The sequence below is a fragment of the Solilutibacter silvestris genome (genome assembly GCF_050574925.1).
In the GTDB taxonomy this organism is placed as follows: Bacteria; Pseudomonadota; Gammaproteobacteria; order Xanthomonadales; family Xanthomonadaceae; genus Solilutibacter; species Solilutibacter silvestris_A.
This window is the reverse complement of the sequence record NZ_JBCMOO010000002.1, coordinates 769655-790592: the sequence shown is the minus strand read 5'-3', so window position 1 is coordinate 790592 and position 20938 is coordinate 769655. Positions and strand designations below refer to the sequence as shown.

The window sequence follows — 20938 nt, the reverse complement described above, 5'->3', positions numbered from 1 at the left end:
AGAGGGTCCACGGGAGGCGCATCCCGCCAATGGCATCAACCAGCGAGGGTATACACATGGCACAGTTTGAATTGGTAGAGCGGATGACCCCGAATGCGGTCATCAAGGTGGTCGGCGTGGGCGGCGGCGGCGGAAATGCCGTGGCGCACATGGTCAACAGCAGCGTCGATGGCGTGGAATTCATCACCGCCAACACCGATGCGCAGGCGATCAAGAACTGCGGCGCGAAGATGCAGCTGCAGCTCGGCGGCAACGTCACCAAGGGTCTTGGTGCGGGCGCGAATCCGGAAGTGGGCCGCCAGGCCGCGCTGGAAGATCGCGAGCGCATCATCGAAGCGCTGCACGGCGCCGACATGGTCTTCATCACCGCCGGCATGGGCGGCGGCACCGGCACCGGTGCGGCGCCCGTCGTCGCGCAGCTGGCGAAGGAGATGGGCATCCTGACCGTCGCCGTCGTCACCAAGCCGTTCCCGTTCGAAGGCCGCCGCCGCATGCAGGTCGCGCTCAAGGGCATCGAGGAGCTGTCGCAGCACGTCGATTCGCTGATCACGATCCCGAACGAGAAGCTGATCACCGTGCTCGGCCGCAACGCGACGATGGTGCAGGCCTTCCGCGCCGCCAACGACGTGCTGCAGGGCGCGGTGCAGGGCATCGCCGACCTGATCGTCCGTCCGGGCCTGATCAACGTCGACTTCGCCGACGTCCGCACCGTGATGAGCGAAATGGGCCTGGCGATGATGGGCACCGGTCACGCGCGTGGCGACGATCGTGCCCAGGCCGCTGCCGAAGCCGCGATCCAGAACCCGCTGCTCGACGACGTCAACCTGTCCGGCGCCAATGGCATCCTGGTCAACATCACCGCCGGCCCCGACTTCACCATGGCCGAGTTCGACGAAGTCGGTCGCACGGTGGAGAACTTCGCTTCGGAAGACGCGACCGTCGTCATCGGCACCGTGCTCGATCCCGACATGCAGGACGAAGTGCGCGTCACCGTGGTTGCCACCGGCCTCAACCCGGTCAACGCCGGTCGCATCGCCCCGCGCAGCGACAGCTACGAGCGCGCCAGCGCCCCGCAGCGTCGTCCGCAGGTGGAACTGGTGCGCGAGCGCCCGAAGCTGGACGGCACCACCGGCCTGCCGGTCGATGCGGTCAGCGATCCCTACAACCCGACCCAGTCGATCTCGTCGGTGTTGCGCGGACGCAGCCAGGGCGCGGGTGCGGCGGCGAGCCAGTCTGAGCCGAGTGCGGCCCCGGCGATCGCCGACCTGCCCAGCGACTACCTCAACATCCCGGCCTTCCTCCGCCGCCAGGCAGACTGATCGTCCGGTTGGTTCTGGCCGGCCGGTCCTGACGCCGCCCACACCCTCCCTCGCGGGCGCGAGGGGCCGGCCGGTCGGCTTGATACATCCCCCGCTAGCTGCGCCGCTGGCGGGGGCTTCCTTCCCCTTCTTAAATGTGGATTCAGCACCCTCCGTGGTAACCTGAACCGCTGCGTCAACCGCCAGGCGGTCGGCGCGTCTTCTTTCATCAAGGCCGTCGATCCAACCAGCGCATGATTCGTCAACGCACATTGCGAAACGTCATCCGCGCGACCGGCGTCGGCCTGCATGGTGGCGAAAAGGTTTTCCTGACCCTGCGCCCCGCTCCGGTGGATACCGGCATCGTGTTCCGGCGGGTCGATCTCGACCCGGTTGTGGAGCTTCCGGCGCGCGGCGACCTGGTCAGCGAAACCATGCTGTGCACCGGCCTCGCCACCGATGGCGTGCGCGTCAATACCGTCGAACACCTGATGTCGGCTCTTGCCGGGCTCGGCATCGACAATGCCTGGATCGACCTGTCGGCGCCGGAAGTGCCGATCATGGACGGATCGTCCAGCCCGTTCGTGTTCCTGCTGCAGTCGGCAGGCATCGTCGAGCAGGACAAGCCGAAGAAGTTCATCCGCATCAAGAAGACGATCGAAGTGCGCGATGGCGACAAGCGCGCCGCCTTCGATCCGCACGATGGCTTCCGCCTCGACTTCACCGTCGACTTCAACCATCCGGCGATCCCGGCCTCGCTGTCGCGGGCGACCGTCGACTTCTCGACCGCCAGCTACATCCGCGAAGTCAGCCGCGCCCGTACCTTCGGCTTCATGCGCGACCTCGAGTTCATGCGTGAACGCAATCTCGGCCTCGGCGGTTCGATGGACAACGCCATCGTCCTCGACGAGTTCCGCGTGCTGAACGAGGACGGCCTGCGCTACGCCGACGAATTCGTCCGCCACAAGATCCTCGACGCCGTCGGCGATCTCTACCTGCTCGGCCACCCGGTGCTGGGCGCCTATACCGGCTACAAGTCCGGCCACGCCCTCAACAACGCCCTGGTCCGCCAGGTGCTGGCCACCACCGATGCCTGGGAGCTGGCCACCTTCGAGGACGAGCCGACGGCCGATACGGCCCAGCGGCCGGCCATTTATGGGACTTACGTCCCGGTTTGAGGCTGAACAGCCAGCGATCCCTTAACACCCCGGGTCGCCAACACCCCTAGGATGCACCCTCCGGTCGGGAAGGGCGCCGTGCGCGCAACCGTTCCGCCCGGGTGGGCTTGGGTGCGTTTTCATCACTCGGGTCCCCGGCAGGCCCTTGCGCGATCAGTTCGCGCACGGTGCGCAGAGCAGTCCGCTCGGTGCCGGAAGCAGATCCTCGGGGCGTGGGCTGCGTGACACCCATCCCCGGCTGCGCAGGCATCCGCACCACGCGGATCGCCAACGCATCCACGGCCAGTCCGAGGGAACGGGCGGCTTCGAGGATGGCATCACCGGACAGGCGCAGGCGACTGCTCCAGGCCGGGCCATCCACTGAATACACCAGGCGGTTTCCATCGACGTTGGCCAGCCGGGCATGTGCGGCCAACTGCAACGGCAAAGCGATGCGCAGCTGGTGATCCAGCGACGCCAGCCACTCGGCCCGCTTCAACGGGTCGGCGGCACTGCCGGCCAGGGCAGCCTGCCAGGCGCTCGGGGCCGAGCGGGGCGGGTTTTGTCGGGGAATGCGCGGTTTGGACATCGGAGACGACGTTGAAGAAGACAGGTTCAGGCTACAAGGCCGTACGACACTTTAAACGCCCGCGCGTGAGCCGCAGCTGGGTCCGCAAGGAGCCGGGCTATCGCTTCGTGTTCCACCCGCGCTTCCATGTCGAGGCGCCGGTGTCGAGCCTGGGCTCGCGCCTGCGTGCGACGGCCCAGCGCCTGCTGGCCCGCGGTGGCCAGCGCCTGGCCCGCAATCCGTATCGCGCGCTTGCTGCCACTTTGGTGGTGGGCTTGATGGGTGGCCTCGCCGCGATGGCGGCGTTCGACCACGCCGAAGTGGCCGCGCAGACCGCCGGCACCGAGCAGATCCGTCGCGACACCCAGCGCGAACTCAACGCGATGTCGGCCCGCCTGGCCGAATTGCAGGCGCAGGCCACGCGCTTGAATGCGGTCGGCCAGCGTCTGGTCGATGCCAGCGGCCTGCAGGGCGGCGAATTCAACTTCTCGGCGCCGATCGGCCAGGGCGGTGGCGGTCCCACCAGCGACATCACACCGGCGCAGATGCGCAGCGGCCTGGATGCCGTGCAGGCACAGTTCGACAACGCCGGCGGCCAGCTCACCGTGCTCGACACGCTGCTCGCTAGCCGCACCGCCAAGGGCAGCCTGGAACGCGCGATCGCGCCGACCGCGCACAGTTATGTGACCTCGACCTTCGGCGCGCGCGCCGATCCCTTCGGTGCCGGCGAGCAGTTCCACAAGGGCATCGATTTCGCCGCCCAGGTCGGCGATCCGGTCTACGCCGTCGCCGATGGCGTGGTCAGCTTCGTCGGCGTCCGTACCGGCTACGGCAACGTGATCGAGGTCGACCACGGCAATGGCTACGTCACCCGCTATGCGCACAACTCGCAGCTGCTCAAGCAGGTCGGCGACCTGGTGCGGGCCGGAACCGAGATCGCCAAGGCCGGTTCGACCGGGCGCTCCACCGGCGCGCACGTGCATCTGGAAGTGTGGAAGGACGGCGCCTACGTGAATCCGGCGCCCTTCCTGGCCGGACGCAGTTCGGTGAAACGCGCGTGAGGACTTGAGGGCGGGCGATCCCGTCCCCAGCTACAATGTACGGTTCCAAAGGGCGCTTTGGCGCCCTTTCCTATTTCCCGAGCGACGTCTCGAGCCAAGCGACTCCATGTTCAACCGACTCCTTACCAGCGTTTTCGGCAGCCGCAACGAGCGCCTGCTCAAGCAACTCGACGGCATCGTCCGCAAGATCAACGCACTCGAGCCGCAGATGCAGGCCTTGTCCGATGACGCGCTGAAGGCCAAGACCCAGGAATTCAAGGACCGCATCGCCAAGGGCGAATCGCTGGACAAGCTGCTGCCGGAAGCGTTCGCGGTCTGCCGCGAAGCCTCGGTGCGCGTGCTCGGCATGCGTCCCTACGACGTCCAGCTGATCGGCGGCATGGTGCTGCACATGGGCAAGATCGCCGAAATGCGCACGGGCGAAGGCAAGACCCTGGTCGGCACGCTGCCGGTCTATCTCAATGCGCTGGAAGGCAAGGGCGTCCACGTCGTCACCGTGAACGACTACCTCGCGCGCCGCGACGCCGCGCAGATGGGCAAGCTCTACAACTGGCTCGGGCTGAGCGTCGGCGTGGTGTTCCCGGGCATGCCGCATTCGGACAAGCACGAAGCCTACGCCGCCGACATCACCTACGGCACCAACAACGAATTCGGTTTCGACTACCTGCGCGACAACATGGCGCTGGCCAAGGAAGACCGTTTCCAGCGCGGCCTCCATTACGCGATCGTCGACGAAGTCGACTCGATCCTGATCGACGAGGCGCGCACGCCGCTGATCATCTCCGGTCCCGCCGACGATTCGCCGGAACTGTACATGCGCGTCGATGCCATCGTGCCGCGCCTGACCCGCCAGGAGAAGGAAGAGGGCGTCGGCGATTACTGGGTCGATGAGAAGCAGAAGCAGGTGCATCTGTCGGAATCCGGCCAGGAACTGGCGGAAGAACTGTTGCGCGCCGGCGGCATCCTCGGCGAGGACGACAGCCTCTACAACCCGCAGAACATCCACGTCGTCCACCATCTGAACGCGGCGCTGCGCGCCAACGCGATCTACCAGAAGGACGTCGACTACATCGTGCGCGACGGCGAAGTCATCATCGTCGACGAATTCACCGGCCGCACGCTGCCGGGTCGCCGTTGGTCCGATGGCCTGCACCAGGCGGTGGAAGCGAAGGAGCGCGTCGAGATCCAGCGCGAGAACCAGACGCTGGCGAGCATCACCTTCCAGAACCTGTTCCGCATGTACAAGAAGCTGGCCGGCATGACCGGTACGGCCGACACGGAAGCCTACGAATTCCAGAGCATCTACGGCCTGGAAGTGGTGGTGATCCCGACCCATCGCGAGATGATCCGCAAGGACCATCCGGATCTCGTGTTCCTCAATCGCGCCGGCAAGTTCCGCGCGGTCGCGAACGAGATCCAGGACGCGCACAAGAAGGGCCAGCCGGTCCTGGTCGGCACCACGTCGATCGAAGTGTCGGAACTGCTGAGCGATTACCTCAACAAGTTCAATGTGCCGCACGAAGTGTTGAACGCCAAGCAGCACGAACGCGAGGCGCACATCGTCGCCCAGGCCGGTCGTCCGGGCGCGGTGACCATCGCCACCAACATGGCCGGTCGCGGTACCGACATCGTGCTTGGCGGTTCGCTGGAAGCGGAGCTCGCCCAGCTGGAAGCGGCGGGCACCCCGGCGGACGACGCCACCAAGGCGCGCATGAAGGCCGAGTGGCAGGAACGCCACGAGAAGGTCAAGGAGCTCGGTGGCCTGCACATCCTCGGCACCGAACGCCACGAAAGCCGTCGCATCGACAACCAGCTGCGCGGTCGTTCCGGTCGCCAGGGCGACCCGGGTTCGTCGCGCTTCTACCTGTCGCTCGACGACAACCTGATGCGCATCTTCGCCGCCGACTGGGTGCAGAAGATGATGGAGCGCATGGGCCTGAAGGAAGACGACATCATCGAGTCGCCGCTGGTCACGCGCCAGATCGCCAACGCCCAGCGCAAGGTCGAGGCGCACAACTTCGACATCCGCAAGAACCTGCTCGATTTCGACGACGTCAACAACGACCAGCGCAAGGTGATCTACCAGCAGCGCGACGAGTTGCTGGAAGCGGAATCGATCAAGGACAACATCGACGGCATCCGCACCGACGTGGTGGCCGACACCGTGCGCCGCTACGTGCCCGAGGAATCGATGCACGACCAGTGGGACCTCGAAGGCCTGCAGTCGGAACTGGCCAACGACCTCGGCGTGCAACTGCCGCTGGTCGATGAGATCGGCAAGCGCGAGGACGTGGAATCGTCCGACGTCGAGGAAGAAGTGCAGAAGGCGGTCGACCAGCACTTCGTCGACAAGGAAGCCGAAGTCGGTCCCGACACCATGCGCATGATCGAGAAGCACCTGATGCTCTCGGTGCTGGACCAGAACTGGAAGGAGCATCTCGCGCGCATGGACTACCTGCGCCAGGGCATCCACCTGCGCGGTTTCGCCCAGAAGCAGCCGAAGGACGAATACAAGAAGGAAGCGTTCCAGCTGTTCTCCGAGATGCTGGAAACCGTCAAGCGCGAAGTCACCACCACGCTGGGACGCGTGCGCATCCGCAGCGAGGAAGAGATCGCGGCGATGGAAGCAGCCGAGCGCCAGCAGGCCCAGGCCGCCGCGCAGCAGATGCAGTTCCAGCACCCCGACATGGGTGGATACGGCGCCGACGAGGAAGCGCGCGCCGTGCAGCAGGCACAGCTCGCCGATGCCAATGCCGCGCCGATGGTTGGTCGCAATGATCCGTGCCCGTGCGGCAGCGGCAAGAAGTTCAAGCACTGCCACGGGCAGCTCGCCTGAAACCCATCCACGTCGTCGCCGGAGTGATCCGCGACGTGCGCGGACGGATCCTGCTGGCGCGACGCACGCAGGGTCGCGATCTTGCCGGCCGCTGGGAATTCCCGGGCGGCAAGGTCGAGCAGGGCGAAACGCCGGAACAGGCATTGCAGCGCGAGTTGCAGGAAGAACTCGGGATCGATGCCACGGTGGGTGACGCGATCATCGCGGTTCCGCAACATGCGCCGAAGGCACTGACGCTCGACGTCTACGAGATCAAGCCCTACCGCGGTGCGCCGCGTGGCCTCGACGGCCAGGCATTGGCCTGGGTGCCGCCGGACAAGCTCGCGCAATATCCGATGCCGCCCGCCGATGGGCCGGTCGTGGCTGCGCTGCGGCAACCCGATCGGCTGCTGATCACCCCGGAACCCGGCGATGTCGATGACTGGTTGCAGTCATTGCATTCGGTAGTGACGCGACACGGCATCCGCCGCGTGCAGCTGCGGGCACCGGCATTCGCGAGCGCACATCCCGAGGCATGGCGCGCGCTGGCCGGGCAGGCGAGTACGTGGCTGCGCGAACAGGATATCGATTGCTGGATCAATGGCGATGTAGCGTTCGCGCGTGAATTCGGCATCGGCCTGCACCTGCGTTCATCGCAGCTGACTTCGGCACATGACGACTTCAACGGCCTGCGGCTTGCGGCCTCCTGCCATTCTGTCGCGGAGCTGGAAGCTGCGGCAGGGCTAAGCTGCGCGTTCACGTTATTGGGTCCGGTGCGCGAAACCCGCAGCCATCTCGGTGTCGCCGGCATCGGCTGGGACGCGTTCCGCGAGCTGCGTGCGTATGTGCCGGCGCTGCCGGTCTATGCATTGGGCGGGATGGAATCGGAGGATGTCGCAATTGCGCGTCGCAATGGTGCGCAGGGCGTCGCGGCGATCAGCGCGTTCTGGAGTGCTTAGGACTTCGCCAATCCCCGATACAGGCGGTCGAGCGCATCTGCCGCCTTGTCCAGGTCTTCAAGGGAACCGCTGTTCGCGACCACGTCGTCGGCGATCGCCAAGCGTTGTGCGCGGGTTGCTTGTGCGGCGATCATTCCGTCCGCCAGCGCAGCATCGATGCCGTCGCGTGCAAGCAGGCGCGCGCGCTGCAATTCCATTGGCACGTCGACGATCACGATGCGGTCGAGCCAGGGGTAGACAGTGCGTCCGCCGCCTTCGGTCAACAACGGAATCGCGGCCACCGCGTAGGGGGCATCGGCGGCCATGCAGGCATCGTGCAGGGCGGCACGGATGCGCGGATGGGTGATCGCTTCGAGTGCCTTGCGCTCGGCAGGGTTGTCGAAGATGCGTTGGCGCATCGCGGCGCGATCGAGGCCGCCATCGGCCTGCAGCACGTCCTTGCCGAAATGCGCGGCGATCTCCACCAGCGCGGGTTGCCCGGGGGCAACGATTTCCCGGGCGATGACGTCTGCATCGGCGAGGAAGGCGCCGCGCGCGCGCAAGCGATCCGCCAGTGCCGATTTGCCTGAAGCAATTCCGCCGGTGAGCCCGACGCAAAACACGCGCTAGGGCCTGAGCCCGGTGATGCGCATGTAGGCGTCGATGATCTGTCCGCCCCACATGAAGACGATCCAGCCCGCCAGCGCCAGGTACTGCCCGAACGGCAGTGGCGTCGCCTTGTCGCGGCCTTGCACGGCCAGCAGGATCGCGCCGATCACCGCGCCCAGCACCGAAGAAATCAGCAAGGTCGGCAGCAGGGCCTTGGATCCGCACCATGCGCCGATGGCCGCCAGCAACTTGAAGTCGCCGTGGCCCATGCCGTTCTTGCCGGTGAGCTGCTTGAACACCCACCACACGATCCACAGCGAGACATAGCCCCAGGCCGCGCCGAGGATCGCCGATTTGGCCGGGACGTAGAGGTGGTCGCTGGCCGCGATCAGTCCCAGCCACAGCAGGGGCAGGGTGAGCTTGTCGGGCAGCAGCTGGGTGCGAACGTCGATGCCCGAGAGCGCGATCAGGAACCAGCTGAAGATCAGCGCCCCCCAGCCCTGCCAGCCGAAGCCGAAGCGCCAGACGCAGGCCAGCGACAGCAGCATCGTCAGCAGTTCAACCAGCGGATATTGCAGGGAAATCGGCGCGCCGCAGTGGCGGCATTTGCCGCGCAAAGCGATCCAGCTCAACAGCGGGATATTCTCGTACCAGCGCAACGGCGTCTTGCAGTGCGGGCAGTGCGAGGGCTCCACCGCGATCCCTGGCGGTGCCGGCTCATAGACCTCTGGCAATTCCAGGGCTTCACGGGCGTCGCGTCGCCACTCCCATTCCATGCGCTTGGGCAGGCGCAGGATCACCACGTTGAGGAAGCTGCCGGTCGCCAGGCCCAGACCGGCGATCAGGCCGTAGCCGAGCGCCGGCTGGGTGTCGAGGTAGGCCATCCGTCAGCCGACCACCGATGCCAGCTTGAAGATGGGCAGATACATGCCGATCACCATGCTGCCGACCAGGATGCCGATCACCACCATCACCAGCGGCTCGATCAGGCTCGACAGCGCGTCCACCGAGTTGTTGACCTCTTCCTCGTAGAAGTCGGCGACCTTGTACATCATGGTGTCGAGCGCGCCGGCCTCTTCACCGATGGCGGTCATCTGCACCACCATGTGCGGGAACAGGTTGGTCTGTTTCATCGCGGTGTTGACCTGGTAGCCGACCGCGACGTCATCGCGGATGCGCTTCACCGCATCGGTATAGACCATGTTGCCGGTCGCGCCGGCCACGGAATCCAGTGCCTCCACCAGCGGCACGCCGGCGGCGAAGGTCACGGCCAGCGTGCGCGCGAAGCGGGCGACGGCCGAGTTGTTGAGGATGGTGCCGATGATCGGAATCTTCAGCGAGATGCGATCAAGAAAGTGTTGGAACTTGATCGAGCGCTTGTAGAACCAGATGAAACCGAAGATGCCACCGACGATGGCGATCAGGATGATCCACCACGTCTTCACTACGATTCGACTCGCAGCCACAATCATCTTGGTGAAAGCCGGCAGATCGGTGCCGAAGCTCTTGAAGATGTCCTCGAACTGCGGGACCACGTAGACCAGCAGCACGCCGCTGACCAGGATCGCCACCGCGATCACCATCGCCGGGTAGAACAGGGCCTTCTTGATCTTGCCCTTGATGGTCTCGATGTTTTCCTTGTAGCTGGCGATGGTTTCCAGCACGGTCTCGAGCACGCCCGCGCTTTCGCCGGCACGCACCAGGTTGCGGTACAACTCGTCGAACTGGACCGGGTGCTTGCTCAGGGTCTCGTAGAGGGACGAACCGCCGGAGATGTCATCGCGCAGGGCCATGACCATGTTCGTCATCTTCGGGTTTTTCTGGCCGCTGCCGATGATTTCCAGCGATTGCACGATCGGCACGCCGGACTTCATCATCGTCGCCCACATGCGGCTGAAGTTGGCGATGTCGCGGGCAGTGATCTTCTTGCCGGCGCCGCCGAACAGCGGCTTGGCCTTGGGCTTGACCACATCGGGGACGATGCCCTGCTTGCGCAGCTCGGCCTTGACCAGGGCCTCGTTCTTGGCGTCGGTTTCGCCTTTCATCACCACGCCACGCTTGTCCTTACCCTTCCAGGTAAAGGTCTTCATGGCATTGGGGTCGGGTTTCGCCTTCGGGGCGAACAGCCCGGTGCGGGCGGCAGTCCTGGGGGAGGAAGACATGCTCAGTCCTTGGTGACTCGGTTGATTTCGGCCAGGCTGGTGATTCCGTTCTTCGCCTTCAGGAGCGCCGACTGGCGCAGGTCACGGATGCCGCTGCGTTGCGCGGCTTCCCCGATCTGCAGCATGTTGCCGCCCTTCAGCACGATGGCTTGGATCTCCTCGTTCATCGGCATCACCTGGTAGATGCCGGTACGCCCCTTGTAGCCCTCGGTACAGTCAGGGCAGCCGACAGCCTCATACAATGTGATGCCGGCGTCAACTTCTTCCTGCGAGAAGCCTTCCGCCAGCAGGGCCTCGGCGGGCAGCTGGACCGGGCGCTTGCAGTCGTGCAGGCGGCGGGCCAGGCGCTGGGCGATCACCAGCGTGACCGAACTGGTGATGTTGTAGGGCGCGATGCCCATGTTCATCAGGCGCGAGATGGTCTGCGGGGCATCGTTGGTGTGCAGGGTGGACAACACCATATGGCCGGTCTGGGCGGCCTTGACCGCGATTTCGGCGGTCTCGAGATCGCGGATTTCGCCGACCATGATCACGTCCGGGTCCTGGCGCAGGAAGCTGCGCAGGGCGGCGGCGAAGGTCATGCCGCGCTTCTGGTTCTGCTGCACCTGGTTGATGCCGCCGACGCGGATTTCCACCGGATCCTCGACGGTGGAGATATTGCGCGACTCATCATTGAGGATATTCAAGGCGGTATACAGCGATACGGTCTTGCCCGAACCCGTGGGTCCGGTCACCAGCACCATGCCATAGGGCTTCTGGATGGCGTCCTCGAACAACTTGCGCTGGTCGTCTTCGTAGCCGAGCTTGTCGACGCCGAGCTTGGCGGCACTGCCATCGAGCAGGCGCAGCACGATTTTCTCCCCGAACAATGTCGGCAGCGTGCTGACGCGGAAGTCCATCTGCTTGGTGCGGCTGACGTTGAGCTTGATGCGGCCGTCCTGGGGCACGCGCTTCTCGGCGATGTCGAGCTGGGCCATCACCTTGATGCGGGCGGCGACGCGATCCTTCATCTTGATCGGCACGCGGGTCATGATCCGCAGCAGGCCGTCGACGCGCATGCGGATGCGGTATTCGGACTCGAAAGGCTCGAAATGGATGTCTGACGCGCCACGGCGCACCGAATCCAGCAATACCTTGTTGACGAACTTGACGATTGGCGCGTCGTCGCTGCCGTCGCCCACCACCGCGTCACCGCCACCGGCTTCATCGTCGCTGGCATCCACTTCCAGCCCTTCCAGGCCTTCGGCGTCATCCATCATGGCGCTGAAACTTTCGCCGGCGGCCTGCCAGGCTTCCAGCGTGCGTTTGAGCGTAGCTTCGTCGACCAGGATGGTTTCGATGCCGGTGCTGCCGGACTGGAAGCGGATTTCTTCCAGGCCCTGGGTGTGGGTGGGGTCGGAGATGCCGATGTAGAGGCGGCTGCCGCGGCGGAACAACGGCAGTACGCCATGCTTGGCGATCATCTCGGGCGAGACAAGCTTCATCGCATCGAGCTGGGGATCCATCGCCGCCGGATCGAACACCGGCAAGCCGAACTCCATCGATTGCGCTGCGGCAAGGGCGGGGGCGCTTGCCAGGCCATGCTCCAGCAGGTAGTTGGCGATCGGCTTGCGTTCCGCGGTGGCGGCGTCCTGGGCGTGGCGCGCGGCATCGGCGTCAAGCGCGCCGTCCAGCACCAGGCGCCGGGCGATGCCGGTAATGCCGAGCAGGTTCTGCGAGGGGGCTGCGTTCATTGCGCGGGCAAGACTCCAGTCGTTACCGGAAATTTAACGCACCTGCCCGCAGGAAGCGAATTTGGAGCAGGCGGTACCGTAAACTCGTGTGAAGACTGGGTCATTGGGGAAATACTGCATGCAGTTGTCGATCATCCTGCCGGCCAAGAACGAGGAAGCCGGGCTGGCCAAGGCATTGCCCGCGTTGCGGGCGCGCTGGCCGGAGGCCGAGGTGATCGTGGTCGACGACGGTTCGACAGACCGGACCGCGGAGGTGGCCAGACAGCATGGGGCGACAGTGCTGTCCTCGCCCTATTCCATGGGGAATGGGGCTGCGATCAAGCGCGGTGCGCGCGCGGCCTCGGGCGACATCCTCGTTTTCATGGACGCCGACGGCCAGCACGATCCTGCACATATCCAGTCGTTGCTGGATCAATTGGCCGCGGGTTACGACATGGTGGTGGGCGCGCGCGATGGCAGCGGCCAAGCCAATGCCGGTCGCGGATTGGCGAATGCCCTTTACAACCGCTTGGCCAGTTGGATGACCGGCCATCGCATCCTCGACCTGACTTCCGGGTTCCGCGCAGCGCGAGCCAGCAAGTTCATGGAATTCCTCCACCTGCTCCCCAATGGATTCAGCTACCCGACGACCAGCACCATGGCGTTCTTCCGCAGTGCCTACCCGGTGGCCTATGTGCCGATACCGGTGGCCAAGCGCGTTGGGACGAGTAGTCATATTCGTCCGATCAAGGATGGCATCCGTTTCCTGCTGATCATTTTCAAGATCGCAACGCTGTATTCACCATTGAAGTTGTTTGCGCCAATAGCTAGCTGTTTCGGAATGGCAGGCCTGGGCTGGTATGCGTGGACATTTCATGAGAGCGGGCGTTTCACCAACATGAGTATGTTGCTGTTGAGCGCGTTCGTCATTGTGTTCTTGATCGGTTTGATATCGGAGCAGATCACCAGCCTGACTTATCGGCGCGAATGAGTATGGTGGAGCGAAGTATTTCGACTCGTTTCAGGAACATATTTTTCCCATGAGTCGTCGAGTCGCCAGCAATGCAGTGTGGAATGTCGGGGGTGCGCTTGCATCATCGTTCGTTGGCCTTGTGGCATTGGCAGTGCTGGTAAAACAGCTGGGGGCCGCACGAATGGGAGTATTCACCCTTGCTCTCGGATTAATCGGGTTTTCGGGAATCTTGGATTTCGGCTTAGGCCGTGCACTCACACAGAAGCTGGCAAGCGACATCGGTGTGGGTAAGGCGAGGATCGAGCTCGGAGCTTTGGTGTGGAAAACGCTCGGGCTGTTGGTAGCTATTGGCGGAATGGCCGGCGTTGTTTTATGGATGATCATTCCTTGGGCCGTTCATAACATTTTCCACCTTGAAGGCCCTCTAGTCGAGGAATCTATCTTCGGTTTGCGCATTGTGGCGTTGTCCATGCCGTTTGCACTGGTGTCCACTGCGGCGGCGGGTGCACTTGAAGGGCTGCAGGAATTTCGTCGTGTGAGTACACAACGGGCTTTGCTCAGCATCATGCAGTTTGGCCTACCGACACTGGTTTCCTTTTGGAGGGAAGATGCTGGCTTGGCGATCTGTGGTCTTGCCGCAAGTCGGGTAATAGCGACGATTGCATGGCTGCAACTGCTTCGGAAGCTGCTTCCGTACGAGCGTGGACAAATAGCAAAGGGTGAGGACTATCTACAGTTGCTCAGGTTTGGTGGGTGGTTGTCGATCAGCAACGCAGTAGGGCCGTTGATGGTGTATGCAGACAGGTTTTATCTTGCGAGCATATTTCCACCTGCCTCGGTCGCCTACTATGCGGTACCTGTCGACAGTCTGTTCCGTATAACCACATTACCGGTAACGGCAATGGGCGCCGTTTTTCCTGCGCTTGCCGGGTATCGCTCGAATTCAGTCAAATCGGTTGCCATGTTGCAGGTATCGTTGATTGCTTTGATCATGATGCTCCTGCCCGCGCTGTTGTTGGCCTCCATGCTGTCGACGCAACTGCTGATGGTATGGCTTGGTCAGGATTTTGCGATTCATGCGAGCGACATTTTCCGATGGGTTGTACTGGGTGTGTTTGTCAACAGCGTTGCGCATATACCCTATGTCTTGTTGCAGGGTCATGGGCGCGCGGACATCACAGCGAAATTGCATGTGCTTGAGTTGCCGCTATTCGTTGCAATACTGGTATTTGGGATTTCTCGGTGGGGAGTGGTGGGGGCAGCAATCGCGTGGGCTGCGCGTGCGATGCTCGACGCTGGTCTGTTGTACCTCACGGCGATCCATGTCCATCCGACATATGCGTCGATGCTTACGCGTGGCGCTGGATTGGTAATGCTGTGTTGTTGCATGCTTGTCGTTCCGCTGGTGACATCCGATCCGCGTTGGTTCGCGGTAAATGCCGCTGTGGTGATAATGGCATTTACCATTTTCAGTCGTCGCATCTGGCGTCAATATCCGAGGGAAGCCGCATGATCGACCAAGCATGGCCGGACACCGATCTGGAGCGCGTGCCTTCGTGCCCGGTATGCGGAGCAGTTGAGCGGGAACTACTGCATTCAGGCCTGACCGACCGCGTGTTCGGTGTGGCGCCCGGGCAATGGGATCTGTGGCGTTGTGAGGCCTGCTCTAGCGGGTATCTCGATCCTCGGCCAACGCCGTCCAGCGTGGGCAGAGCGTACGAAGCCTATTTCACGCATGTTGCCAAAGACCATCGAGTAGTGCGTCGCGTGGGAAAGCTACGGACGCTTCTGCACGACCTGATAAACGGGTACCAAAACCATCGCTACGGCCTTGCGCTCGAGCATGCCGGCATTGCGGGTCGTTGGCTGCTTCCGCTGTTGCCTTCGCTGCGGGCGGCGGCCGATGCCGAATGCCGTCACCTCCCGCCGTTGCCAGCTTCGGGAGGCCGCTTGTTAGACGTGGGTTGCGGCGATGGTGGTTTCCTTGCGTTAGCCCGACAGGGAGGTTGGTCGGTGGAGGGGATCGATTTTGACGAAGGCGGCGTCGCTGCGGCGCGTTCGCGTGGTTTGTCGGTGCGGTTGGGAGGTATAGATCTGTTCGATAACAGCGATGAGCGTTTCGACGTGATTACCATCAGCCATGTGATCGAACACGTGCATGATCCGCTGGAAACATTGCGATGCATCTACCGATTGCTTAAACCAGGCGGCATGCTTTGGCTTGAAACCCCGAATATCAACAGCCTTGGTGCCAAGCGTTTTGGCGTCGATTGGTTTGGGCTCGACCCGCCGCGTCACCTGGTGTTGTTCAATAGAGATTCCCTGTCGCAGGCACTGCGCGAGGTTGGGTTCCGGTCGATCAGGCAGGCGTGGAGGGGAATGTCCGTGTTCGATGTGTATGCCGCCAGTGAGTCCGTTGCATCCGGCCATTCGGGTATGGCCGGAAGCTACGGCGGGCGGCCGCCAGAGCATGCGATTCGCGCTGAATTTATGGAAATGTTCCGTGCGTCGAGTAGGGAATTTCTGACGTTTTTAGCGTTGAAATGAAAGATGTACGCGTACATGCGGTGGTAGTTACGTACTTCCCGGAAGTATCTGTGCTGCGCGAGTTGATCATGGCTATTGTTGGTCAGGTCGATCGAATCCACATCGTGGACAACACGCATCTCGATGACACACGGCTTGAACAGTTCATGCAGTCCGGCATCCCGGCAGGGGTCAGCTTGCAGAGGCTTGGCGGAAACCTTGGAATTGCAAAGGCACTAAACGTTGGGATTGAAGCTGCACTTGCCGAGGGTTCCACGCATTTATTATTCAGTGATCAGGACAGTCTGCCGTCCGAAGAGATGGTGACAGGACTAGTGGCTGTGCTCGCGGATCTTGATTCGCGTGGCCGAAAGGTTGCCGCGATTGGGCCGGTTTTCATGGATGAAAACACCGGAGCAGTACGACCTTTCCAGGTGGAGAAGCCCGGAAGGTTTTTTTATGGTCATACACTTCCTGATGCAATGATGCCCACAGTGGAGGCGATCACTCTGATCACTTCTGGAATGTTGGTTCCCGCTTCCGCGCTGCGAGATGTTGGTTTAATGCGCGAGGATTTCTTTATAGATAGCGTTGACAATGAATGGTGTCATCGCGCGCGCTCGCATGGTTGGCGACTGTATGGCACGACCAAAGGCGCCATGCGGCACAGAATGGGTGAGCAAGATAGCTTGCGTGTCTGGTATTTTGGATGGCGCGTTGAAAGCGCATATCCACCAATCCGTATGTACTACTGCGTGCGAAATTTTATTGCGCTAAGTAGGTTGGATTACATCCAGGTACGATGGAAGATTCGTAATGCATGGTACATGGCAGGCTTTGTGTATAGCCAGACCGTGTTTGGTAGGCGCAAGCTTGAATCATTGCGAATGGCGTTTCGCGGCCTCGTTGATGGGTTGAGTAAGCGGATGGGAGCCTACAAGGATGTATAAACCGAACAGTGTCAGTCCAGATTTGGGATGCCATGACGCAATAGCATCCGCAACTTGTGCGGAAGCCAATCCGTGAAAGCGAACAGACCATTGCTGTCTACCTGTTTTTGGCGCATCAATCTTTCCCTCAAGGCGCAAGCATTGCCCCTACATCGCCACATCGCGCCCGGGATGCTGGCATAGATTCGCCATACGGCGGATGGCTTAGTCCCTACGAGCAAGAGGAATGTGGCCTCGAGGAGAAGCGATACCGCATGTAGGGGCATCAATGCTGTGATGACTGGCCACGGATAACAACACAGCATGACGAAAATCTTGTTCCGCTCGCTCAGGGTGCGTCGTCGAACTGTGGATTGAAGGGTGCTACCCACAAGTTTCCCGCCGCCAAGATTCTTTCCTATCCAGTGATCGAAGCAGGGCGTCGCGAGAACCACAACTCGATACCCCAGAAGCCTTGCAGCCATGCACAGGAAGATATCTTCGGCGATCGATTCGAACCATTCCGGGAATCCCCCCACGTCCCCCCAAATTTTTTTCGGAATCCACAGGCACGCGCCGGTGGCCACCCCGACTTCATGGGTGTCCTGGGTCAGGATGGGGATAGGATTCAGGAATGGATCAATTCTATAGCCGTGATCAACGATTAGATTGTCGGCGAGGGAGCGCTGCGGTAATCCGAGGATGCAGTCCTGCAGCCCGCCTTCTGCGGAAGAGAAGAAGGCCTGCAGGCTGCCATCGTGCAGAATCGCATCGTTGTTCAGAAGGAGCACGTATCTGCCACGTGCGGCCGATGCCATACGGTTGTTGCTGACGCAGAATCCGGAATTCTTGGTGCTTCGGAGTAGCAATGCTTCTGGGAATAGCCGTTCAATCGAATTGGCTGAATCATCGGTTGATGCGTCGTCGTGAACGATAATTTCAATCGTGAAATCGCCCTCCTGCCTTCGGACGGACTCAAGGCATTCCAGAACGAACTCTCCCCCGTTGTAGTTGGCAATGCATACACTGATATCGGGGTCGAATTCAAGGTTCATGATGCAGCGACCTTCGCGAAATCGTTTTGCAGTTTGGACAGCGCCTCACCAAGGCGAGTACCGATTGCGGTCGATGAATACCGTTGGTTGTGCAAATCCTTCGCCCGCATGCCCAGGGCTGGCAATTCGTGCCGGTTGATGTATGCCCATCGGATCGCTTCGGCGAGATCTTCCGGATTGCCTTGCTCGACAAGAAGGCAGTTCTGTTTATCGATGAATCCACAATCTTCCGTGATCTTCCCGACCACAGTTGCCTTGCCTAACGCGATTGCTTGATGCGTTTTGCCGGTAACAACTCTGCGCGCTTGCGGAGTGCCGCCGAATGGCCCGCCAAGGCATAAATCGCAACCAGGGATTTCCTCGTCGAGGATCCGGTCAAAATTCACCCATCGCCTATGGGTGAAATTTCTAACGCCGTTCTTCCGCAAATTCTTATCGAGTTGAAGAGCATCGCGTCTATTTCCCCCGATGAAGTCAAATCGAACGGGCAGGTCGGTGACTTTCGCCGCCGCGGAAACGATGGTGTCAATGCCGTGCAGAGGCAGGAATGAACCGTAGAACAGTACACGGAAAGGGGAGTCACAGTGCGGCGGTGTGTAGTTGACGGCGGGTTTTTCGATCGCGCCGACGGGGATGACGATAATCTTGCTTGCAGGTATCCCGAATTCCGATTGGTAGTATGCAGAATGCGATTGGGTATCGGTCAGGATGGCATCAGCATTCCTCAAGGCGGAATGCTCGATCGGTCGCCACAGCTTTGCGAGAAGGGTCCCGCGCCACCCGAATTTGCGTTCTTCTGTAAGAGCGGAATAGGGGGACATCATTGCATCGAACACGAACATCTGTTTCTTTGCTAGATGACGGATCAGCCAGGCAATTTCATGGCCTCTGAACGCAAGGATGTAGGCGTCGGGGCTCGATTTTTTTTTAATCGCTAGGAGCTTGTGAATTGCCTGCCAATAACGGGCCACGCCGCCAGACGTATTGAAGGCCTGGGTGAGCTCGACGGTACGTATCGTGCGTGCCGCAGCCATCAAGGTCAGGCCGCGGATGTAATTCGGTGCGGCGTATGCCTGTACCAGGCACACACCGATTGTTCCATATACGTTTGACTCGGCGGTTTCGCCAAGACACAGCGTTTTCATGTTTCTGGCGAATTCCGGTCGATATTGCGAAATTGCTTGGAGGCGTGGGGACGCAAGCTAAATCCCGTTGCCGGTTATGTGGGCAGTCCGATTTTGGTCGATGGTTTCCAATTTGCGTGCCCAATCCGTTCGACCCTGGCGATCGAGATCAGTAATTAGCTCGATCGTATGGGGATCGCCGGGGGGCAGCATTTCCACGGCTCGTGCGAAATATGGATAGGCTCTGTCCGGCTGGCGAGTCCGGCCCAGGGTGAAGTAACCAATTGCGGCGTATTCGCCGGGATCCAGTTGTTTACGAGTCAAGACGATATCGATGGCCTTGAACACGTTATTTTCGTCAAACGGGATGCCGGCCCGAAAGTTATTGATGATTGTCCAAATGGACTGGTTGTTTTCAGGCCCGAGATTCACGTGTTGCAGTCTTTCAAGGTATTGCGCCCACTCCAGTCGCGTGTCGAGACCACGCCATGCCTTGAAGGTAAGCAAACTGGTAATGTTGGTGAGTGAGTAGGGGGCTGCCGCCGCGCCTTTGCGGCACGTATCGATTGCCTTGTCGATATAGGGGTTGCCCGGAACCTTGCCTCCGCCAAGGTCATAGTAATAAATACAGAGGGAATACCAAGCACGCGCGGATTGGGGGGCGAGTTGAGGTGTCCTATATACGAATTCCTTCTCGCTGCCCCACATGCTCGCACGTGAGATTGTTGCTCCGCTCAGTCCTATCAAAAGTAAGGTGCAGGTTGTTGCGAGCATAGCGGGGCGGAAGCGAAGGTATTGCGCGGCAAGAACGAGAAGATCGCCAATTGCGAGAACGGCCCCGATTAGCGGGAAGTGGTTGCGGTGCTCAAATGCCATCTCGAGTCCGAGCACATTGCTGGCCATGAAATGGCCTGCAAAGAACAGGAAGACACCGAGGGCAAACAGCCGATGCTGCTTGCGAACAACCCATGCCGCGATAAGCAGTGAAACCAGTAATACGATGGAGGGCAGCGTAGTCCACGGATGGAAAAGATCTTTCGACGGCTGCACCCAGTCGTAATAGAACGGCATATGGCTAGGCAATGGCACAAGGATTTCCCACAAGTACATGCACAGCACGCGGGCCTGGGTCAGGAGACGTTCGCTGCTTGAAAAGTCGCGGCCCGGATATAAAGACGAAGACCAAAAATGAGGGGCCACCACAAACAGATATAGCGCCATCCCAACGAACGTGGCGATCATGTAGCCTTTACGCAGTCTGCCTGCAAGTTGCGGATTTGCTGCTGCAAAGCCGAACACGGTGAGTTCCAACGCTAACGCATAGATGGGCAGCAGGGCGGCATCCTCTTTGCATCCAGCTGCCACGACCCAGAACAGCAAGGCCAGCAACCAGCCAACGCGCCCGGGCCGACCTGCGAGTTGTTCACGTCTGCCAATCACGTAAGAGAGTAGGGAGAGCACGATGAAGAACGTGCACATCGTTTCCATGCGTTGTACGACATACAAGACGGATGACACCTGCAAGGGGTGCACTGCCCAGGCAAGTGCAAGCGCCAGAGCCGCGAATTGCGCTTTCCGTTTTGGTGCTTGCACGGACAACAGGATTTCACGGAACAACCATGTCAATGCCAGTGTCGTCAGCGTGTGGATGAAGATGTTGGTAATCTTGAACTGGACGGGGTCGAGTCCTCCACTGCGCCAGAAGTCGAAAGCGAAGCTCAAGGTAGGTAAGACACGCGAAATTCCACCGGGTTGCTTTCCAAACGCAACGTCGCTAATTGAGCTGGCGTTCAAAGTGGAAATCTGGACAGCCTGGTTGCTGACAATGTTTGCAACATCGTCGAAAACAAAGCTCCCATGTAGGCCGGGAAGAAAGGGTAGGCCTGCGATCGCAGCGCAAATCAAGCCGGAAATGAGAAACCAGCGGTTCGGCGAAGTCATAAGCGGAGAGATGGCCAATCGATCGTTGATTATCGATGATTGGTGAAGCCTTTGGGGGCGCCTGTCGAAC

The 20938-nt window shown here is 61.2% G+C and carries 17 protein-coding genes; 9 read left to right on the top strand and 8 right to left on the bottom strand.

Going from position 1 to position 20938, the window contains the following annotated elements:
* Positions 1-56: 56 nt before the first annotated feature.
* On the top strand, positions 57-1319 hold the full coding sequence (ftsZ, locus tag ABE093_RS04155) for a cell division protein FtsZ (RefSeq protein ID WP_430759573.1): 1263 nt from the start codon (positions 57-59) through the stop codon (positions 1317-1319).
* Positions 1320-1552: 233 nt separating this feature from the next.
* Positions 1553-2476 carry a UDP-3-O-acyl-N-acetylglucosamine deacetylase gene (gene lpxC / locus ABE093_RS04150; RefSeq protein WP_430759572.1) on the top strand — a complete coding sequence of 308 codons (924 nt, stop codon included), beginning with the start codon at positions 1553-1555 and terminating at the stop codon, positions 2474-2476.
* A 46-nt stretch (positions 2477-2522) separates the two neighbouring features.
* On the opposite strand, the gene ABE093_RS04145 is transcribed toward lpxC, so the two are convergent.
* Positions 2523-3044 carry a DciA family protein gene (locus ABE093_RS04145; protein WP_430759571.1) on the bottom strand — a complete coding sequence of 174 codons (522 nt, stop codon included), beginning with the start codon at positions 3042-3044 and terminating at the stop codon, positions 2523-2525.
* Between the two features lie 140 nt (positions 3045-3184).
* On the opposite strand from ABE093_RS04145, the gene ABE093_RS04140 reads away from it, so the two are divergent.
* The 3 genes from ABE093_RS04140 (at position 3185) to ABE093_RS04130 (ending at position 7858) form a co-directional block, all read left to right on the top strand.
* The gene (locus ABE093_RS04140; protein WP_430760084.1) at positions 3185-4084 is read left to right on the top strand and encodes a peptidoglycan DD-metalloendopeptidase family protein; all 900 of its coding nucleotides are present in this window, start codon (positions 3185-3187) and stop codon (positions 4082-4084) included.
* A gap of 106 nt (positions 4085-4190) precedes the next feature.
* A complete protein-coding gene (gene secA, locus ABE093_RS04135) occupies positions 4191-6920 on the top strand; it encodes a preprotein translocase subunit SecA (protein ID WP_430759570.1) in 2730 nt (909 codons plus the stop codon).
* Entirely contained in the window at positions 6917-7858 is a 942-nt protein-coding gene (locus tag ABE093_RS04130) for a Nudix family hydrolase (protein ID WP_430760083.1), read from the top strand. Before secA ends, ABE093_RS04130 begins: the two co-directional genes overlap by 4 nt.
* On the opposite strand, the gene coaE is transcribed toward ABE093_RS04130, so the two are convergent.
* The 4 genes from coaE to pilB all read right to left on the bottom strand — a co-directional run bounded on the left by coaE (position 7855) and on the right by pilB (position 12341).
* Positions 7855-8460 (bottom strand): dephospho-CoA kinase, encoded by a 606-nt coding sequence (coaE, locus tag ABE093_RS04125; protein ID WP_430759569.1) that lies wholly within the window; start codon positions 8458-8460, stop codon positions 7855-7857. The two genes, ABE093_RS04130 and coaE, sit on opposite strands and share 4 nt — an antisense overlap.
* 3 nt (positions 8461-8463) lie before the next feature.
* Positions 8464-9330, bottom strand: coding sequence for a prepilin peptidase (locus ABE093_RS04120; protein ID WP_430759568.1), 867 nt, complete (start codon positions 9328-9330; stop codon positions 8464-8466).
* A 3-nt stretch (positions 9331-9333) separates the two neighbouring features.
* A complete protein-coding gene (locus tag ABE093_RS04115; RefSeq protein WP_430760082.1) occupies positions 9334-10536 on the bottom strand; it encodes a type II secretion system F family protein in 1203 nt (400 codons plus the stop codon).
* A gap of 74 nt (positions 10537-10610) precedes the next feature.
* A complete protein-coding gene (gene pilB, locus ABE093_RS04110; protein WP_430759567.1) occupies positions 10611-12341 on the bottom strand; it encodes a type IV-A pilus assembly ATPase PilB in 1731 nt (576 codons plus the stop codon).
* A 118-nt stretch (positions 12342-12459) separates the two neighbouring features.
* Between pilB and ABE093_RS04105 the strand changes: the two genes are divergently transcribed.
* Genes ABE093_RS04105 through ABE093_RS04090 form a run of 4 tightly spaced genes read left to right on the top strand, consistent with a single transcriptional unit; the run spans position 12460 to position 16769 of the window.
* Positions 12460-13311 (top strand): glycosyltransferase family 2 protein, encoded by an 852-nt coding sequence (locus ABE093_RS04105; RefSeq protein WP_430759566.1) that lies wholly within the window; start codon positions 12460-12462, stop codon positions 13309-13311.
* A gap of 49 nt (positions 13312-13360) precedes the next feature.
* Positions 13361-14806 (top strand): oligosaccharide flippase family protein, encoded by a 1446-nt coding sequence (locus ABE093_RS04100; protein WP_430759565.1) that lies wholly within the window; start codon positions 13361-13363, stop codon positions 14804-14806.
* The gene (locus ABE093_RS04095; RefSeq protein WP_430759564.1) at positions 14803-15840 is read left to right on the top strand and encodes a class I SAM-dependent methyltransferase; all 1038 of its coding nucleotides are present in this window, start codon (positions 14803-14805) and stop codon (positions 15838-15840) included. Before ABE093_RS04100 ends, ABE093_RS04095 begins: the two co-directional genes overlap by 4 nt.
* The gene (locus ABE093_RS04090) at positions 15837-16769 is read left to right on the top strand and encodes a glycosyltransferase family 2 protein (protein WP_430759563.1); all 933 of its coding nucleotides are present in this window, start codon (positions 15837-15839) and stop codon (positions 16767-16769) included. The genes ABE093_RS04095 and ABE093_RS04090 overlap by 4 nt, the downstream gene beginning before the upstream one ends.
* Before the next feature lie 11 nt (positions 16770-16780).
* Here ABE093_RS04090 and ABE093_RS04085 read toward each other — a convergent pair whose 3' ends face one another.
* From ABE093_RS04085 to ABE093_RS04075, 3 genes are read right to left on the bottom strand one after another with little or no spacing between them, the layout of a single operon-like run.
* Positions 16781-17803, bottom strand: coding sequence for a glycosyltransferase family 2 protein (locus ABE093_RS04085; RefSeq protein ID WP_430759562.1), 1023 nt, complete (start codon positions 17801-17803; stop codon positions 16781-16783).
* Positions 17800-18948 (bottom strand): glycosyltransferase, encoded by a 1149-nt coding sequence (locus tag ABE093_RS04080; protein WP_430759561.1) that lies wholly within the window; start codon positions 18946-18948, stop codon positions 17800-17802. Before ABE093_RS04080 ends, ABE093_RS04085 begins: the two co-directional genes overlap by 4 nt.
* A gap of 57 nt (positions 18949-19005) precedes the next feature.
* Positions 19006-20868: a hypothetical protein gene (locus ABE093_RS04075; RefSeq protein ID WP_430759560.1), complete on the bottom strand. Its 1863-nt coding sequence runs from the start codon at positions 20866-20868 to the stop codon at positions 19006-19008.
* Between the last annotated feature and the right edge of the window lie 70 nt (positions 20869-20938).